The sequence below is a fragment of the Shewanella sp. SR44-4 genome, from assembly GCF_014163715.1.
Lineage (GTDB): Bacteria > Pseudomonadota > Gammaproteobacteria > Enterobacterales > Shewanellaceae > Shewanella.
On record NZ_JACJDU010000008.1, the window covers coordinates 58,326 to 75,409 of the forward strand.

The 17,084-nt window shown below is 42.6% G+C and carries 14 protein-coding genes, 2 tRNA genes and 1 riboswitch; of the genes, 3 read left to right on the forward strand and 13 right to left on the reverse strand.

All coding sequences use genetic code 11. From position 1 onward, the window contains the following. Window positions 1–57 precede the first annotated feature (57 nt). On the forward strand, window positions 58–957 hold the full coding sequence (locus H5125_RS05975) for a LysR family transcriptional regulator (protein ID WP_182743757.1): 900 nt from the start codon (window positions 58–60) through the stop codon (window positions 955–957). A gap of 357 nt (window positions 958–1,314) precedes the next feature. Here the strand turns inward: H5125_RS05975 and H5125_RS05980 are convergent, their stop codons facing one another. From H5125_RS05980 to thiC, 8 genes are all read right to left on the reverse strand, one after another. Further along, window positions 1,315–2,646, reverse strand: a complete 1,332-nt coding sequence (locus tag H5125_RS05980; RefSeq protein ID WP_182743758.1) for a putative metalloprotease CJM1_0395 family protein — start codon at window positions 2,644–2,646, stop codon at window positions 1,315–1,317. A 2-nt stretch (window positions 2,647–2,648) separates the two neighbouring features. Further along, entirely contained in the window at window positions 2,649–2,936 is a 288-nt protein-coding gene (locus tag H5125_RS05985; protein ID WP_182743759.1) for a chemotaxis protein, read from the reverse strand. A 76-nt stretch (window positions 2,937–3,012) separates the two neighbouring features. Then, the gene (gene thiH / locus H5125_RS05990; protein ID WP_182743760.1) at window positions 3,013–4,128 is read right to left on the reverse strand and encodes a 2-iminoacetate synthase ThiH; all 1,116 of its coding nucleotides are present in this window, start codon (window positions 4,126–4,128) and stop codon (window positions 3,013–3,015) included. A 1-nt stretch (window position 4,129) separates the two neighbouring features. Next, a complete protein-coding gene (locus H5125_RS05995; protein WP_182743779.1) occupies window positions 4,130–4,939 on the reverse strand; it encodes a thiazole synthase in 810 nt (269 codons plus the stop codon). A gap of 2 nt (window positions 4,940–4,941) precedes the next feature. After that, window positions 4,942–5,169: a sulfur carrier protein ThiS gene (gene thiS / locus H5125_RS06000; protein ID WP_182743761.1), complete on the reverse strand. Its 228-nt coding sequence runs from the start codon at window positions 5,167–5,169 to the stop codon at window positions 4,942–4,944. After that, entirely contained in the window at window positions 5,156–5,968 is an 813-nt protein-coding gene (locus H5125_RS06005; protein ID WP_182743762.1) for a HesA/MoeB/ThiF family protein, read from the reverse strand. Before H5125_RS06005 ends, thiS begins: the two co-directional genes overlap by 14 nt. Next, window positions 5,965–7,641, reverse strand: a complete 1,677-nt coding sequence (locus H5125_RS06010; RefSeq protein WP_182743763.1) for a bifunctional hydroxymethylpyrimidine kinase/phosphomethylpyrimidine kinase — start codon at window positions 7,639–7,641, stop codon at window positions 5,965–5,967. Before H5125_RS06010 ends, H5125_RS06005 begins: the two co-directional genes overlap by 4 nt. 5 nt (window positions 7,642–7,646) lie before the next feature. Then, entirely contained in the window at window positions 7,647–9,647 is a 2,001-nt protein-coding gene (thiC, locus tag H5125_RS06015; protein WP_101087007.1) for a phosphomethylpyrimidine synthase ThiC, read from the reverse strand. A gap of 207 nt (window positions 9,648–9,854) precedes the next feature. Continuing rightward, a riboswitch (TPP riboswitch) is annotated at window positions 9,855–9,954 on the reverse strand. A 259-nt stretch (window positions 9,955–10,213) separates the two neighbouring features. On the opposite strand from thiC, the gene H5125_RS06020 reads away from it, so the two are divergent. Further along, entirely contained in the window at window positions 10,214–12,361 is a 2,148-nt protein-coding gene (locus H5125_RS06020; protein ID WP_182743764.1) for a TonB-dependent siderophore receptor, read from the forward strand. A gap of 739 nt (window positions 12,362–13,100) precedes the next feature. On the opposite strand, the gene H5125_RS06025 is transcribed toward H5125_RS06020, so the two are convergent. The 4 genes from H5125_RS06025 to dnaQ form a co-directional block, all read right to left on the reverse strand. Then, window positions 13,101–13,177 (reverse strand) — tRNA-Asp (locus H5125_RS06025). A gap of 80 nt (window positions 13,178–13,257) precedes the next feature. Beyond that, window positions 13,258–13,334: transfer RNA gene (locus tag H5125_RS06030), tRNA-Asp, on the reverse strand. Between the two features lie 127 nt (window positions 13,335–13,461). Then, entirely contained in the window at window positions 13,462–14,799 is a 1,338-nt protein-coding gene (locus H5125_RS06035) for a TIGR03503 family protein (RefSeq protein WP_182743765.1), read from the reverse strand. Window positions 14,800–14,809: 10 nt separating this feature from the next. Then, a complete protein-coding gene (gene dnaQ, locus H5125_RS06040; RefSeq protein WP_101087004.1) occupies window positions 14,810–15,538 on the reverse strand; it encodes a DNA polymerase III subunit epsilon in 729 nt (242 codons plus the stop codon). Window positions 15,539–15,615: 77 nt separating this feature from the next. On the opposite strand from dnaQ, the gene rnhA reads away from it, so the two are divergent. After that, the gene (gene rnhA, locus H5125_RS06045) at window positions 15,616–16,089 is read left to right on the forward strand and encodes a ribonuclease HI (protein WP_101087003.1); all 474 of its coding nucleotides are present in this window, start codon (window positions 15,616–15,618) and stop codon (window positions 16,087–16,089) included. A gap of 212 nt (window positions 16,090–16,301) precedes the next feature. Here the strand turns inward: rnhA and H5125_RS06050 are convergent, their stop codons facing one another. Further along, window positions 16,302–17,081, reverse strand: coding sequence for a methyltransferase domain-containing protein (locus tag H5125_RS06050; RefSeq protein ID WP_182743766.1), 780 nt, complete (start codon window positions 17,079–17,081; stop codon window positions 16,302–16,304). Window positions 17,082–17,084 lie beyond the last annotated feature (3 nt).

Genomic DNA, 17,084 nt, shown 5'->3' on the forward strand with positions numbered 1-17,084 from the left:
TTTCAAACAAAGCTATGATTTTCCGTCATTTTTACTCAACAATAAAGAGAACACTTAATGAGCCGAGCTAAATCAACCTTAGAACAATGGCGAATTGTCCAAGCTGTCGTTGATTTTGGAGGCTATGCTCAGGCTGCAGAAAAGCTCAACAAGAGCCAATCGTCACTAAACCATGCGGTGGCCAAGTTGCAGCATCAACTGGGGATTAACTTACTCGAAGTAAAAGGCCGCAAAGCCTATTTAACCGAGCAAGGAGAAGTGTTATTACGTCGTTCTCGTCATTTAACTCAATCTGTTGAAGAGCTAGAACAATTAGCCTCAAATTTAGGACAAGGTTGGGAACCTAACCTTACCATTGCCAGAGAAATCATTTATCCGATGGGCACTCTAGTGGCAGCTCTAAGCGAATTTTTACCTCAAAGTCGTGGTACAAGGGTAACGATTATCGACTCGGTGATCACTGGCACTCATGAACTTGTGCTTAATAATGAAGTCGACATTGCTATTTGCGCTACACCACCCAAAGGCCATATTGCAGAGCCATTATGTGAATTAAATTTTGAACTTGTGTGTCATCCAGACCATCCGCTTGCGCAATTAGAACGCATTGATGATGACAAGCAGTTAGCCCAGCATTTACAAATTGTGATTAAAGATACGGGAATAAATGCAACCAATGATATTGGTTGGCTTAAAGCGGAACAACGTTGGACTGTATCAAACTTTCATGAGGCAAAATCGATTTTAGCGCGTAACATTGGCTTTTGTTGGATCCCGAACTTTGTTGTGCAGCAAGAATTGCAAAATAAACAACTCATCCGTCTTCATTTGCGTGGAGGTAATAATCGAAAAGCAATATTGAATCTGGTTGTCCCTAATCGCGATCAGCAAGGCCCTGCTTGTAAGTTATTAGAAAGCTTAATTTTAAAACAGCATAACTTACCTTTTAATGGCTGATTATCAGTATACAAAAGTTTACTTAGATTTGGTGTTGTAGATATTTAATCAATATGGCGACTTATTCAAGTCAGCTTCTACATAACACATGATTTTTGTCATGCTCGTGAATCCTTATCTTGCACAAATCGCTGAAAAATCATTGTTCCCTGCACTTTCAATTAAACATCTTAGCATCCATATAAATTAGCTCATTTGGCAAAATATACATAGGGCATTATGATTTGGCTTGCGATACTAGGATGCGTTCAGCCAAGTTCTGATTAAGTAGTTAATATCGAGTTCAGATAATTTACCATCGCTAAATTATCGAATTTAGTTGGTGTTGAATGCATACTGCAGAGACATCGAAAAAAACTACACGTAGATTTCGATGGATTGATGCTGTTGTGAATAACGTTCTGGGAAAGGTAGAGACTGACTAGTTGAATCGTCAACTGCTGCAGTGTCGTTTGCCATAGTAGAATGACGCTGTTCTGCTGATAATGAACGATTTGGAGACAATAAACTCATGTTTGAATCATCAGCATTAAGAGGATCATTGGTTAAAGTTTGACTGTTTTGCGATATGGAAGTATTCGTTGTTGTTGATGACAAAGCATCTGAATTACTTGTTATTAACTCTTTCTTTGCTTCATTCATGTTTTGTAATGCTTGCGCCGCCACACGAATATCAGCCATTGACGGCTGTACTGGCGCCATCGCAGCGGCATACACTTTCTGCATTTTACTTAACGTTGCTTGCGCATCACCATCAACAGTAGACACATCGATATTGACCTCACCATCCACCGCATAGCGACGTCCATCGGGGCCTTTTTCATATTGATAACTCGGGCTTTGTGCCAAACTGCCTCCCACTGCTGCGTGGGCTTGTTCGTGGGTTTTAACTTCGGTATCTCGTTGTGCCAGTTGATCAATTTGTTTAATTTCAGCTTGTTCAATTTGTTGTTGTTTGTCTTTTTCCTGTTGCTCAACTTGTTGAGTTGCTGTTTCAGCTTGACGGTTTGATGTTTGAGATTCTGCATTGACTGACGGATCATCCACTGTTGAATTTTGGTCCGTACTATTTGTCGCTACAGCTGAAGTATTTGTTTCTGTCGCTGAAGCATCCGAGGGTTGATTAAAGATATTAACTGCTGGCTGTTGAGCATTAACGGCTTCACCATGACTCGTTGCGGCTGGTGTATCGGTACTCACAAATGTCCCAGCAACGGTATCAGTTGCCTGGATTGGAGTAGGTGAACGATTTAATACTCCAGTAAGATTAAGTGGACCACTTTTTAAGCTGTAACTATTGAATGTATCAGCAATAATGATTTTTTGAGACTTGGTTTCATTGCTCGCAGTTAAGCTAGATGTAGAGTTATGCTGAGTATCTGTGCTTATAGTGGGTTTAAGGTCTATCGGTACCTTAAACGCCGCTGTTGATGTGACCGTAGTTTGAAATGAACTGGATTTGAGCGAGCTGTTTTTAACTGAACCTGACTGAATATTTCCAGATTGAATGTCTATAGAAATAGTAGGGGCAGATCGAGGGTTACTGGCTTGAATGCTATTTGTTGTTTGAGCACTATTGATTGCTTGTGTATGTGGTTGAGCTTGCGGCGTGGACAATGAATTGCGGTGGTTAAGTTGGGCAGTATTATTAACTGCCCCAGTGTTTGCAGAAACCATCGCCGCATTCATGATTACACTTCAATATCAATCAAACTACCAACAGTCTCAGAAGCTACTTCAATCACTTTAGCAGATGCTTGAGCTTGGTTGGATGATTCAGTCGCAGACACTAAAGCTGATGTGGTGTCAGTTTGCCCAACAGCACGAGAACTTAAGGTCACAGTATCTTGGCTTGGTGAATTAGACACAGCCGGTTTTTGTTGATCTGGCATCGCAACAGATGTTGTTGCTTGCGCTAAACCTTGTTGAGCACTTTGCAATCCCTGCATACCTGACGCATAGGCTGATTGAACTTGCATAATACTGCTCCTGATTTTAAAAAAGTCGATTTATTATGGCCTAAACCGACTAATATGTACAGTTTTCAAACAAAAGTTAGCCGTTAACCCAACCCATCTCCCAATCTTTCCATACTGGATTCATCCCTCGTAATTTAATTTGTGAAATAACCTGTTCAACAGAGCGGTTATCACTGATTTCAAATTGATCAAGTTGGCTGTCTGGCGACATATAACCACCTGGTTGAGTAGAGCTTCCAGCACTCATGTGGGTAATGCCTAAAGGGAGTAAATTATCCCTCAGCGACGGCAGCTCACGCGTTGATAAACTGATTTCAAGTTGAGAGTTAAACAATCTAAACGCACAGATCATTTGCACTAATCCTGCATCGGTTAATTCAACTTTTGGTGTAATACCGCCAGTACACGGACGTAAACGAGGTAATGAAATACTGTAGCGACTGCGCCAATAGGTTTTTTCCAAATAATCAAGATGATGCCCCATTAGCAATGCATCGAGTCGCCAATCATCTAACCCAAGTAATACACCTAGGCCAATTTTATCAATTCCCGCTTGAGCAACTCTGTCTGGGGTATCTAAACGATAGATAAAATCTTGTTTTTTACCGCGTGTATGATGTTGAGCGTAAGTATGTGGACGATAGGTTTCTTGATAGACCATAACGGCATCAACGCCTAATTTGCCAAGACGCTGATACTGTTCAGTTTCTAATGGTTGAACTTCCATTGCTACATAATTAAAAGCCGTGTTAACGAGTGGTAACACGGACTCAAAATACCCCATTCCAACTTTAGTTTCATGCTCACCAGACACTAATAATATCGAATCAAAGCCTCGTTGTTTAATAATCGCCATTTCGGCTGCTAGTTCATCTCTGTTAAGGGTTTTACGCTTGACCTTGTTACTCATACTAAAGCCACAATAATCGCACTCGTTGGCGCATAAGTTTGATAAATATAAGGGTAAGAAAAGACCGATATTGGCACCAAATCGCTGCCGAGTCAGCTGAGCTGCTTGCTGCGCCATCGGTTCAATATATGCCATTGCGGCTGGAGATAATAATGCCAACAAGCTATCAAGATTACCGCTTGGATTTTTCAAAGCCCGCTCAACGTCTTTGGCAGTAGTCGAATACAGCTTCATCGATAACGCATCGGGGGCTAATTGCGAAAATACGCTTGAATACGTCATGTTATCCCCCCTTACCATTCACTGACTTTGCAAGCGAATTGATTGATGGTTCTGACAAGAATCCGGTCAAAGGACTGGTCGCGTTAGCATGGTTGTTCACTGCCCCTAATCCAGCAAGATATGCTTGTCTTCCTGTTGCAACTGCATCAGCAAAACATTTAGCCATTTGTTGGGGATTGGCACTACTTGCAATCGCGGTATTTACCAATACTGCTGCAGCGCCCATTTCCATAGCTCTGCAAGCTTGTGAAGGTGCGCCAATGCCAGCATCTACTATTACCGGAATATTGGCCTGTTCAATAATAATGCTTAAGAATGTTTCCGTCGCTAAGCCTTGATTGCTGCCTATTGGGCTGCCGAGTGGCATAACCGCAGCGCAACCGACTTCTTCTAAGCGCCGACACAATACTGGATCGGCATGCACATAAGGCATAACAATATAGCCTTGTTCGCATAAGTATTGAGCCGCAATCAATGTTTCAATTGGATCGGGCATGAGGTATTTGGGATCGGGATGAATTTCAAGTTTAATCCATTTAGTGCCCAACATTTCATAAGCGAGTTCAGCAGCAAAAATGGCTTCTTTGGCATTACGCGCACCAGCGGTATTGGGTAATACTTTAACCCCCATACTTTGCAAAGGACCGAGTAAATTGTCATGGCCGCGAGTCAAATCAATCCGCTTCATCGCTAAGGTGACTAACTGCGACCCAGAACTTGCTATCGCTTGTAACATTGTATTGTGATCTGAAAATTTTCCCGTTCCGGTGAGTAACCGAGACGAAAATTGATGATCGGCTATCGTTAACATCATTAACCTCCAGCAACGGCAGAAAAGACGGTGATATTGTCATCGGCTTGACACACTATATGCATCCAACGACTTCGAGGCACAACAGTATCGTTGACCACAACGGCCACTCCTTGAGTGGGTAAATCGCTGAGTATAAGTAGTTCAGCCAAATTCAAATTGGCCCGAACATGTTGCTCGACACCATTAAGGTGCAGGGTTATTAGCTCGAGGGGATCAGTTTGTGACATTAGACCGCTCCTGATGATCAGTTAATGGATATTGATGACATACTTCACATTGTGGGTCTTGACTCATTTGGGCATGCTGCCAGCGTAAATCCTTACCATTAAATCGATGTAGAACACCATATTGGGTAAAGGTATTGCAGATGTGCTGAAGGCCCACCAGCGCTTGCATACTGGCGATAATACCCACAGCAGGCCCTAGCACTCCAGTTTGAGTACAATTTTGCATAATGGGGGTATCAAGTGGATATAAACAACAATAGCAACCGCTGTATGAATGCGAATGTGTGTGGGAAAAATCGATACAAAATAATTGCCCCTGATATGCACTGATAGCACCACTAACCAAGGTTAACTGATGCTGTACACACATTTGGTTTATCAGTTGCCTCGCACTCACATTATCAGTGCAATCAAACACCACAGGTTTTACCGCAAATCGTTTAACAAGCTGATTAAAATGCGCTGATGTAACTCGTTGTGCTAGCACATCGATGGTGATTTCAGGGTAAGCGCTACTAAGCACATTTTTTGCAATGCTGACTTTGGCTTTGCCAATATCAGCGGCCCTGAACAGGAGTTGCCTTGGTAGATTGGATAGTTCAACCACATCATGATCAATTAACAGTATTTTCTGAACACCCGCGGCTGCTAAATAGTGCGCCACTAAATGCCCTAAGCCTCCAACACCAATGATCACTACAGCGCTATTCATAATGGCAAGCTGCCCTGCTTCTCCAATATCGCTCAGTAACATGGTGCGCGAATACTGAATATAATCTCGATCAGATAAAGTACTCATACGCCCTCCTGAGATAAATTAGCTTTAGGTAAAGGTCGGGTAAGCTGCAACCATTTATGATGCAAAGTTCGATAAGCCTTCGCCGGATCGTCAGCAGTAGTCACCGCTCTTACAACGGCAGCATCACCAACGCCGGTATCCGCAATCAACGCCAAATTACTGAGATCGATCCCGCCAATAGCAACGGTAGGATAATGGCGCGCAAATAAACTGGCATAACGTTTAAGTTTACTGAGCCCTTGAGGCGCGGAAGGCATTTGCTTGGTCGTGGTAGCAAAAATATGCCCAAGAGCAATATATGAAGGCGAACATTGGTGGGCGAATAAGGCTTCAAAATAACTGTGACTCGATAGCCCTAACGCCATTCCAGCAGCAGCTATCGCGGTTAAATCTGCAGTTGCCATATCTTCTTGGCCTAAATGAACCCCAAACGCACCGTGTTTAATCGCCAGTGGCCAATGATCATTAATAAACAACTGAGCATGATATTCGCGACCGAGTTTGATGGCCTCAATGATATTGGCTTCGAGTGTTAATCCTTGTAATACATGGCTGTCATCAGTATCGATATTAATAGCTAACTTGGCACGATATTGAACCGTCTTACAGCCCGCTTTTAACAATTGTTTAAGCATATCGATATCAGCTACAACAGGATAAATCCCCAAGGGTTGATGCAGTGATTTAAAACCATTCGGTGCAGCTTGCTTGCACGAATCATCAGCGAGATGCTCAGAAGATACCAACTTGATTGATGGCATCATGCCTAAATCATCAGGCCAACCAGTACGGGCTAAGACACCAGGTCCTTGACCAAGGCTTACGCCTAAAGTAAGTCCCTTATTGACGTAGGCTTTTGCCAGCACAATAGCATCATGAATCACGAACTCATGGGCAATAAAACACGCTATGGCAGATGATAATGTGCAACCACTGCCATGATTATTGGTGGTTGCTATCCGCTGGCTACTTAGCATAAACACCGCATTACTGTGTGTAATACTGGCACCTTTAACGTTTTTACTCACATATACATCTATTGCATATTGTTGCTGCCATTGAGCATCACCGCCTTTAGCGAGCACATTGCATTTAAATGTATCGGCTAACAATTTGGCATCGCAGATCATTTGCTGTTGCTGAGCAACCTTGTTATCGACATCACAATATTGCGCTAACGCATACGGAGAACATAAACGTTTCAATTCTTGCTGATTAGGCGTTAGTAAATCAATTAAGCCAATGAGAGGACTAAAATCGAGATCGATAGGATTAAAGTGCGCACCACTACTGGCGACCATGACAGGATCAAGCACCACAAAAGGTACCATCATCTGAGTAGCACGCATTTGAGCTAAACAGCCAGCTAATAGGTCCACCTGTGCTTGGGATGCCAACAGGCCAATTTTAATCGCCACTGGCGGCAGATCGGCAAGTAAACTGCTGAACTGAGCCAACAACATGGATTCAGAAACGGTTTCAACAAGACTCACACTGACTGAGTTCTGTGCGGTTAATGTGGTTATTACGCTACACCCGTGACACGACAAGTCTTGCAAAGTTAATAAATCAGCTTGAATCCCTGCACCACCACCACTGTCAGAACCCGCTATGGTCCAGACAATGGGTGGGGTTTGCGTTATGGATTCACTGACAAATGTCGATGAATTCATGGCGATTATTCCACCTCAACCGTTAAGTCAGTATCAACTTGTGCGACAGATTTGACGTCATGATAAAGCGCCGATCCCGACGCTTTGAACTCTGCCGACTTTTGTGCCATCGCTTCCGCCGGATTTATGGCTTGAGCCGTATGTTGAGCTTGATAAGCACTAGCGGAAGATACTTCAATCTTAAGTGCTTCAGCTTGTTCAAGATTCGCGGCATATTCACGCACTTCGTGGGTTATTTTCATCGAACAGAATTTAGGTCCACACATTGAACAAAAGTGAGCCACTTTTGCCGATTCTTGTGGTAACGATTCGTCGTGGTAAGCACGAGCGGTATCAGGATCAAGACCTAGGTTATATTGATCTTCCCAACGGAATTCAAAGCGGGCTTTTGATAACGCATTATCACGTACTTGCGCACCTGGATGACCTTTAGCGACATCAGCAGCATGAGCTGCAATCTTGTAGGCAATTAAGCCTTGTTTTACATCTTCTTTATTTGGCAAACCTAAGTGTTCTTTGGGGGTGACGTAACACAACATCGCCACGCCGTACCAAGCCATCATGGCAGCGCCGATACCAGAGGTGAAGTGATCATAGCCCGGCGCAATATCGGTTGTTTGTGGGCCTAAGGTATAAAATGGTGCTTCGTCACAAAGGGCCAATTGCTTTTCCATATTGACTTTAATCAATTGCATTGGCACATGACCAGGGCCTTCGATGATGGTTTGCACATCATATTCCCATGCAATTTTGACCAATTCACCTAAGGTTTCTAATTCCGCAAATTGCGCTTCATCATTGGCATCGGCAATTGAACCGGGGCGCATACCATCGCCTAACGACAATGACACATCGTATTGGGCGCAAATCTGGCAAATATCACGAAAATGTTCATATAAGAAACTTTCTTGATGGTGGCTTAAACACCACTTAGCCATAATTGAACCGCCACGTGACACAATGCCGGTAAGGCGTTTAGCGGTCATGGGTACATAACGCAATAACACCCCAGCATGAATCGTAAAATAATCTACGCCCTGCTCGGCTTGTTCAATCAATGTATCTCTAAATACTGCCCAACTGAGGTCTTCGGCAACGCCATTAACCTTTTCTAATGCTTGATAAATCGGCACGGTACCAATTGGCACTGGCGAATTACGGATAAGCCACTCACGCGTTTCATGAATATAACGTCCGGTCGACAAGTCCATGACCGTATCTGCACCCCAACGGGTTGACCACACCAGTTTTTCAACTTCTTCTTCAATCGAAGATGTCACCGCTGAATTACCAATATTGGCATTCACCTTCACCAAAAAATTACGCCCAATAATCATAGGTTCGGTTTCAGGATGGTTAATATTCAACGGAATAATCGCTCGACCTCGAGCGACTTCATCACGGACAAACTCAGGAGTGATAAGTTGCCCAATATGCGCACCAAAAGCCTCACCTGGCGCTTTTTGAGTCAATACGCTATCGGTTACTTCAGCGCGAGCCATGTTTTCACGAATGGCAATGTATTCCATTTCGGGGGTAATAATACCTTGACGAGCATAATACATTTGGGTCACGCATTTGCCAGACTTGGCACGTTTAGGCGCGACAAGGGCGTCAAAGCGTAAATGATCGAGTCCATCATCGGCCAGCCGCTGTTGGGTAAAGCCCGAACTTGCACCCGTTAATTGCTCAGTATCTTGTCGCTCATCAATCCATGCTTGACGGATTTTAGGTAAGCCTTCACGCACATTAATATCGGCAAGGGGATCAGAATAAGCACCCGCGCAGTCATAAACCATTATCGGCGGATTGGCTTGTTTAATGGGTTCAGCGTCAGTACCACCAATGACGGTATCAGTTTGATTCACTTGGCGCATAGCGACGTTGATATCAGCACGACTACCGGTTAAATAGACTTTTTCTGAATTAGGATGTTGTAACGGTTTAAGAGTATCAATAAATTGTTGAGCGTTAGCTCGAGTTTGACGACGGTTTGGATTTGACATTAGCAACCTCAATATTAAGAGTAGAGTTGCTTGTCTGGAGAGGTGTTGATAGCAGCAGTAAACGATAAAAATACTATTGCTTACGTCAATAATCACATAGAAAAATACTAAAGTAATAACGTAACTGGATATATAAACCGATAAAAAACTCGGAGGTAAACGTCCATTTACGGTCTTGTTAATACGTTATTTATCTTCCCAACTATCATGATTATTACGCTTGTTTCCTTCGCAGGTTCTAGCCTGATCAGGTTCAACGGATCCCGAATAAACGGTCTCAGCCATAATGGCACTCCGACAAGATGTCCCGCAGTATAAGCAAGCTTGTCGCTAAATAACAAGCACTAAAATAATCATTTCATACAAAAGTTATCAATCCACATACCAGAAACTAATATGAGGTTATTGATATCCCCATGGTTCATCCATCACCACAGACAGGTATTTATCAAGGTGCGACACTATGTCGCATTCATCATATTTATTAGTAGATTATAATTTCAAAAAACTGACAAACACCTTTGAAATATATTCATCAAAGGTTGATAAAAATAACAATAAAGGTGATGACTTTGGCAAATAAAGCAATCCAAACCATTAAATCAAATACAAATTACCCATGGGTTTACTCATCAATTTCATTGACTATAATGTTTGCTATTACACCTCAAGTAATGGCTGAGCAGTACGATAAGCAAAATAGTGAAGGCATTGAGCGGGTTGAAGTACATGGACAAAACACGACTAACAAAGACTTACTCGGCTCAGCCCAAAGCTTACTTGAAAAGCAAGGAGTAGACTTTTCTGAAGCAGGTGGCGTATCGGCATTACCGATTTTAAATGGCATGATGGGCGATCGCATTAAGGTGCTCATTGATGGCAGTGATATTACCTCATCATGTGCAAACCAGATGAACCCGCCACTTTCTTATGTGTCAGCCAATCACATTAGTTCGACCCAAGTGGTTGCTGGAGTCTCTCCGGTGAGCGCCGGTGGCGATAATATTGCCGGCGTAATTAACGTCACTAGCTTAACCTCTGTATTTACCGATAGTGACAATGTGACATGGCAAAGTGGTAACATATCTAGTGGTTACCGAAGCACCAATGACGCCATTCTCGCAGGTGTAAATGCCACAGTTGCGAGTAAAACATTAAGCTTTAGTTACCAAGGATCATTTGAAGATGCAAACAGCTATACCGACGGCCACGGCGATAAAGTACTAGACACCTTATACCAATCACAAAATCATGCATTAACCGCTGCTTGGCAAGATGACATTCAACAAATTGCTGTCAAATTGACCCATCAACATATCCCCTTTCAAGGTTTCGCTAACCAGTATATGGACATGACGAATAATGACAGTTATGGCGCATTAGTGCGCTATCAACGAACGCTGGAAAATGAAGGCGAGTTCACTGCCCAAGCGAACTGGCACAATGTCGAGCATCAAATGGGCTTCTTTACCGATGAAAAAACCGGCATGATGCCAATGAAAACTAAGGGTAAAGATTACAGTTACCAACTGCATTGGCAGCTACCAATGAGCTCAGACAGCACCTTATTAATTGGCCAAGAATATTATATTTATCAACTTGATGATACATGGCCTGCGATTGAAGGTTCAGCCATGATGGGCCCAAATGATTACGTCAATATTAATGATGGCGAACGTCAACGTGTAGCTCTTTATGGCGAGTGGCAACAAACACTTAATACACGTTGGTGGCTGTCTGCAGGTGTTCGTTATGAATACGTATCAACCAGCACAGGTGAGGTTCAGCCTTATAACACCATGAGCATGATGGGCATGACCAATGTTAATGCCATAGCCGCAGATGAATTTAATGACCTCTATCGAAAGCGCAATGACAATAACATCGATGCCACCCTTCTTGCTCGCTATCAACTCAGCGATACTGAAGTGATAGAGCTTGGTTTAGCCCGAAAGAACCGCGCACCCAATTTATATGAGCGATATAGCTGGGGCCAAAGCACCATGGCCACAACGATGATTGGCTGGTACGGCGATGCAAACGGCTACATAGCCAATCCAGACCTTAGTACAGAAACTGCACATACATTGAGTATGGCTTACAAGCGAGTACAAGATGATTTAGCATTTAGTGCAACAGCTTGGTACAGCAGCATTAACGATTTTATTGATGCCAATGTGGTCAGCAGTTTTAATCGCACAAGCATCGATAGTAATCGTCGTCATATTTTACAGTTTACAAATGTGAACGCTAACTTGTTTGGTGCACGCATTGATGCTGAATATCAACTAGCAGACAACGACACGGGTAAATGGCTCATTAACGCTAACATCAACGCAACGCGCGGCGAAAGAGATGACAACGACCAACCGCTGTATCAAATAAAACCTTTGCAAACAGAGTTAGCTTTGCAACAACAGCTAGGTGATTGGCAAAATAGGTTCAGTTGGCAATGGGTTGCAAGTAAAGATCGCGTGGATGAACAGCGTTTAGAAAACACAACTGACAGTTACTCACTGCTTAATTTAAGCAGCAGTATCCAATGGCATGATGCCACAATGACAATTGCAGTGAAAAATCTACTGGATGAGTATTATCAACTGCCACTGGGCGGTGTCAGTATCGCTGATTATAAAGCTGACAGCAGTAACGGTTTTCAACAAATAGCCGGAGCGGGTCGCTCACTAGAATTAAATGTCAGTTACGCGTTCTAGTTAACCAGCTATAAGTCATAAAGCCGATGCCCTGTAATAATTACCACATTATTGGCTAGGCTAAAACAGCAATTCTGTTGATTATTAGACAGAAAAAGCCTCTACATTACAGTAGAGGCTTTTTCCTATTTGGCTGAGCGGACGCTGATGTTGAAATGGTGAACCAGTTACCTCCGGCGTGACAGGCCGATTTCTATTGTTCTGCGATGGAATTACATAAATACACTAACATTAGCTCATATGGCTGATTTCTGGCTAAGTAAAAACACCAAATCTTTTGATTTTTCATAAGAAAAAAGCCCCTACATTACTGTAGAGGCTTTTTCTTATTTGGCTGAGCGGACGCTGATGTTGAAACAGTGAACCCGCGACCCCCGGCGTGACAGGCCGGTTTCTATTAATCTGCGATGGAATAACATTAATGCACTGACATTTGATAATCTAGCAGGTATTGCATCCTAGGCTGAATCACCAATTCTGGTAATTTTTCATAAGAAAAAAGCCCCTACATTTCTGTAGAGGCTTTTTTCTTATTTGGCGGAGCGGACGCTGATGTTGAAACAGTGAACCCGCGACCTCCGGCGTGACAGGCCGGTTTCTATTGATCTGCGATGGAATAACATTAATGCACTGACATTTGATAATCTAGCAGATATTGCATTCTAGGCTGAATAACACATTCTGTTGATTTTTGAACAGAAAAAAGCCCCTACATTTCTGTAGAGGCTTTCATCTTATTTGGCGGAGCGGACGGGACTCGAACCCGCGACCCCCGGCGTGACAGGCCGGTATTCTAACCAACTGAACTACCGCTCCAAAACGGTTTGCATACACTTAATAAAACTAACAATAGTATAAAAATTATCTGTTTTATTAAGTGTAAACAGTCACTTGAATGGCGGAGCGGACGGGACTCGAACCCGCGACCCCCGGCGTGACAGGCCGGTATTCTAACCAACTGAACTACCGCTCCACACAAGTGCGATGAATAATAAAGTTGTGATAATTAATCGTCAACAGTTTTTTAATTGTTTTCGCTCATTTAGTTAAAAAATGTACAATTATCAAGTTTTAGTACAAAAACCACTCACTTCAGTGGCTTAGTTTTTATCATCTGGCATACTCAAATCAATATCATCTAAGTCGACGCTTTCTAGAATACTGTCTTTAGGTTTATCTTCATTCACTGGATTTTGCTTTAACCTTTCTTCCGCCGCAGCCATCGCCTTTGCCAGCGTTTGTTTTTTACGCCATATCACCAAACCAATAATACCAACGAAAAAAAGTATGCCATTAATGGTAATAATCCAGAACATCGCATCGTCTTTAGCGACTTTCTCTTCAATTTCTGCTTGAATGGCCGCTTTTTCAGCAAGTTCTTCAACTGTTGGGACTGGAGCTGGAGGCTCTACTAAATTAAAAAACATTTCAGGTAAATTGAGCACAATTTCTCGGCCATCAACCGTAGTAGAAACCACACTGCCTTTAACACGATAACTGCCAAACTCAGTCACTTTAGGTAAGTATAGAATTTGATCTGCACTGGTCATGGTTTGCAAGGTAATAGGCAGCAACAACCCAGCAGGGCCGACTAAGTCAAACTCAAAATGAGTTTCTGCTAATTTCACCACAGATTCATCAACCGTTAACTGTATCTGCCATATGCCTTTTAATGGATCGCTATTGGGTACCATTTTGACTTTGATTGGTTGTGGCAAGAGCTCAAACGGCATCACATATTCACGCTCAAAGACATTATTTCGTGCAGTGACATTGAGTACATAATGACCGGTAGGTTGTTGTAAATTATGGCTTCCGGTAAAGATGCCATCGTCAGGTGTTTCGTCCAACAATTCACCATTGTCTTTATAAGCACCAACAATAATGGTTCCCGTTGCGAAATTGTCGTCAGTTGGAAGATGCGCACTGGTAAAACGTGCAGTCCATTCGACCATATACTCCAAACCCGGCATTCTCATGGTTAAATTATCACCCAAGAGTCTTGCTGTAACTTTTAACCTTTCACCCTGATAAAGTGGTTGCGGTAATGGTTGCACAGCAATGTCTAATGCAGAGATTTTTTGTATTGTCGATCCTTCAACCACACTGCCTAATAACTGCCAAGGCCCTGGCATCGGTTTTTCGATATAAATCATATCGGCAGCAATACCATCTACCCATTTTACCGTTTGAGGATGACGATTTGAGTACCATTTGCTGCCATCAGGTAAAATCACCACGACAGGCGCAGAACCATAGCTTCGTTGGATAACTAACGTTAAATGATCAACCATATAATCGATTCGAAAACGATTTTTAAGTTCTGCTGCTTGCGATGCATTGACCATTGCAGCTTGGGCATTAGGTTGCCAAGCAAAGATAAGACTCAGCAACAATAAACATGAAATAGCAAGATAACCGGCGCGAGTGGCACTCATAAAGGTTGGTTTACCCTCTCCAGAGACATTTACCTGACTTCGCAATGAGATCAAGTCGTTGTTCGTGTAATAGTATTTCATCGGCTGATGCACCAACGACTTTAAGATTAAACGCCGCCGGATCGATATTTTTAATTCCGCCACCTTCTTGACCCGCTTTTTCATTAGACAAGTTAAACTTAATTTGTCCACCTGTCATGATTAAGTAAACATCAGCAAGAATTTCCGCATCGAGTAATGCGCCGTGATAAGTACGGCGGCCATTATCGATACCGTAACGTCGACACAACGCATCTAAGTTATTTTTTTGTCCTGGATGCAGACGTTTTGCAATGGCCAAACTGTCGAGAATACTGCAAATCTCTTTGGTTTTAGGCCCAATTGGATTGAGTTTTGAAAACTCATGGTCCATAAAGCTCACGTCGAAGTTGGCGTTATGAGCGACAATTTCAGCGCCATCGATAAAATCGATAAAATCTTTGGCTATTTGATGAAAACGCGGTTCGTTGGCAACACGGTCATTGGTAATACCGTGAACTTGAATTGCCTCTTCATCAATCGCTTGACCAGGATTAATATATTGGTGATACGTTCGACCTGTTAAGCGACGATTAATCACTTCAACACAACCAATTTCAATAATGCGATGGCCCACATAAATCGGTCCACCCGCTTGGTTCATACCGGTAGTTTCGGTATCGAGGATCACTTGACGACTTGCACTAGAAATAATGTTCATATTTTTTACTCATTCAGCCCTCGCCTTTGTATAAATTGAGTATACTGGCGCGAATATTTCGCTATGGTAACAACTTGATGGCCGAACTCAAACAGCTGTATATTTTTACTGATGGCTCTTGCTTAGGAAATCCAGGACCTGGCGGTTATGGCGTGGTAATGAAATATAAACATCAGCAACATGAAATCGCCGATGGATTCTCATTAACAACCAATAATCGTATGGAACTTTTAGCCCCAATTATCGCGTTAGAAACCTTATACGAACCCTGTAATATTATTTTAACCAGCGATAGCCAGTATATGCGCCAAGGTATTATGACTTGGATCCATGGTTGGAAGAAAAAGGGCTGGATAACCTCAACTAAACAACCAGTTAAAAATGTCGATTTATGGAAGCGTCTAGATGCGGTAAGTCAATTACACAAGATCGACTGGCACTGGGTAAAAGGCCATGCCGGCCACATTGAAAATGAACGTTGTGATGTATTAGCACGCAAAGCGGCTGAAGCTAAGCCTCGACAAGCTGATACCGGTTATAACCCAGAATAGTGAGGTCATCGCTATTTAACTCTAGCTCGGGATAATCACTGGTTATCAAAAAGTCCTTTGCTACGCTAACGGGGTGCATTGACATGCAATAAGCTAGATATTACCGCTTCAATCAGCCCTGGTAACAAAAGTAATATTTTGCTATGAAATAGCTCAACTCTTCTGATTTTGGCTTACGGACCTCATCTCTTAAACCGAGTTGAGGTTACTTTTTATGATTTTGAATTGTTTAATGTCTGGGTCTCAATACTCGGAGTGTGAGTTAACCCGGTACGACCTGCCGATGGCGCCGTTGACCAGTTAGGCGCTTTGACCTTCGACTTATCTTTAATCGGTGTAAGTGGAGTCGTCATTTTTCGAGCCACGATTAAGTAAACACTGCCAGTACTAGGTAGCCAGTTGGCGATACTTTTTTGCCACAATGGTGCTTGTTGAGGTTTGCTCGGTTGATTAGGCGTGTTGACTCCCCGGTGCCCTAATAGCGAATGGTACATTAACCGTTCATCTGCTAGTACTTTATATCCCAATAACCCAAGCCAATCTTTAACTCTTGATGGCATAAAAAACTGCCCGTTCCAAGGTAACTGAGTTTGATATTTAGGCAATATTTTGCCTATAAAAGCCGAACTGATGGGATTAAAACCAACAATAAAAATATAACCACTGCTAATGAGCACTCTGTCGAACTCTCGTAAAATTTGATAAGGGTCTGATTCAAATTCTAAAAGAAAACAACTTAACACCGCATCAATGGCACTTTGTTGTACAGGTAAATGATGCGGATCGGCTTGAATACTCGCATCTGCACCATCATAAACAGAAAAATGCCGTGCTATGCTGCAATGTAAACTGTTTAACTGGCTACTTAACGCCCCTGCTTTAAGTAAATGATAGCCAAATATTCGCGGCCACCATGGGGCTAATTTTGCTTCAATCTCAGCTTGCAATAATTCACCAAAAGGTAAATCTTGCCAAATAAGGGGTTTTAACATGGA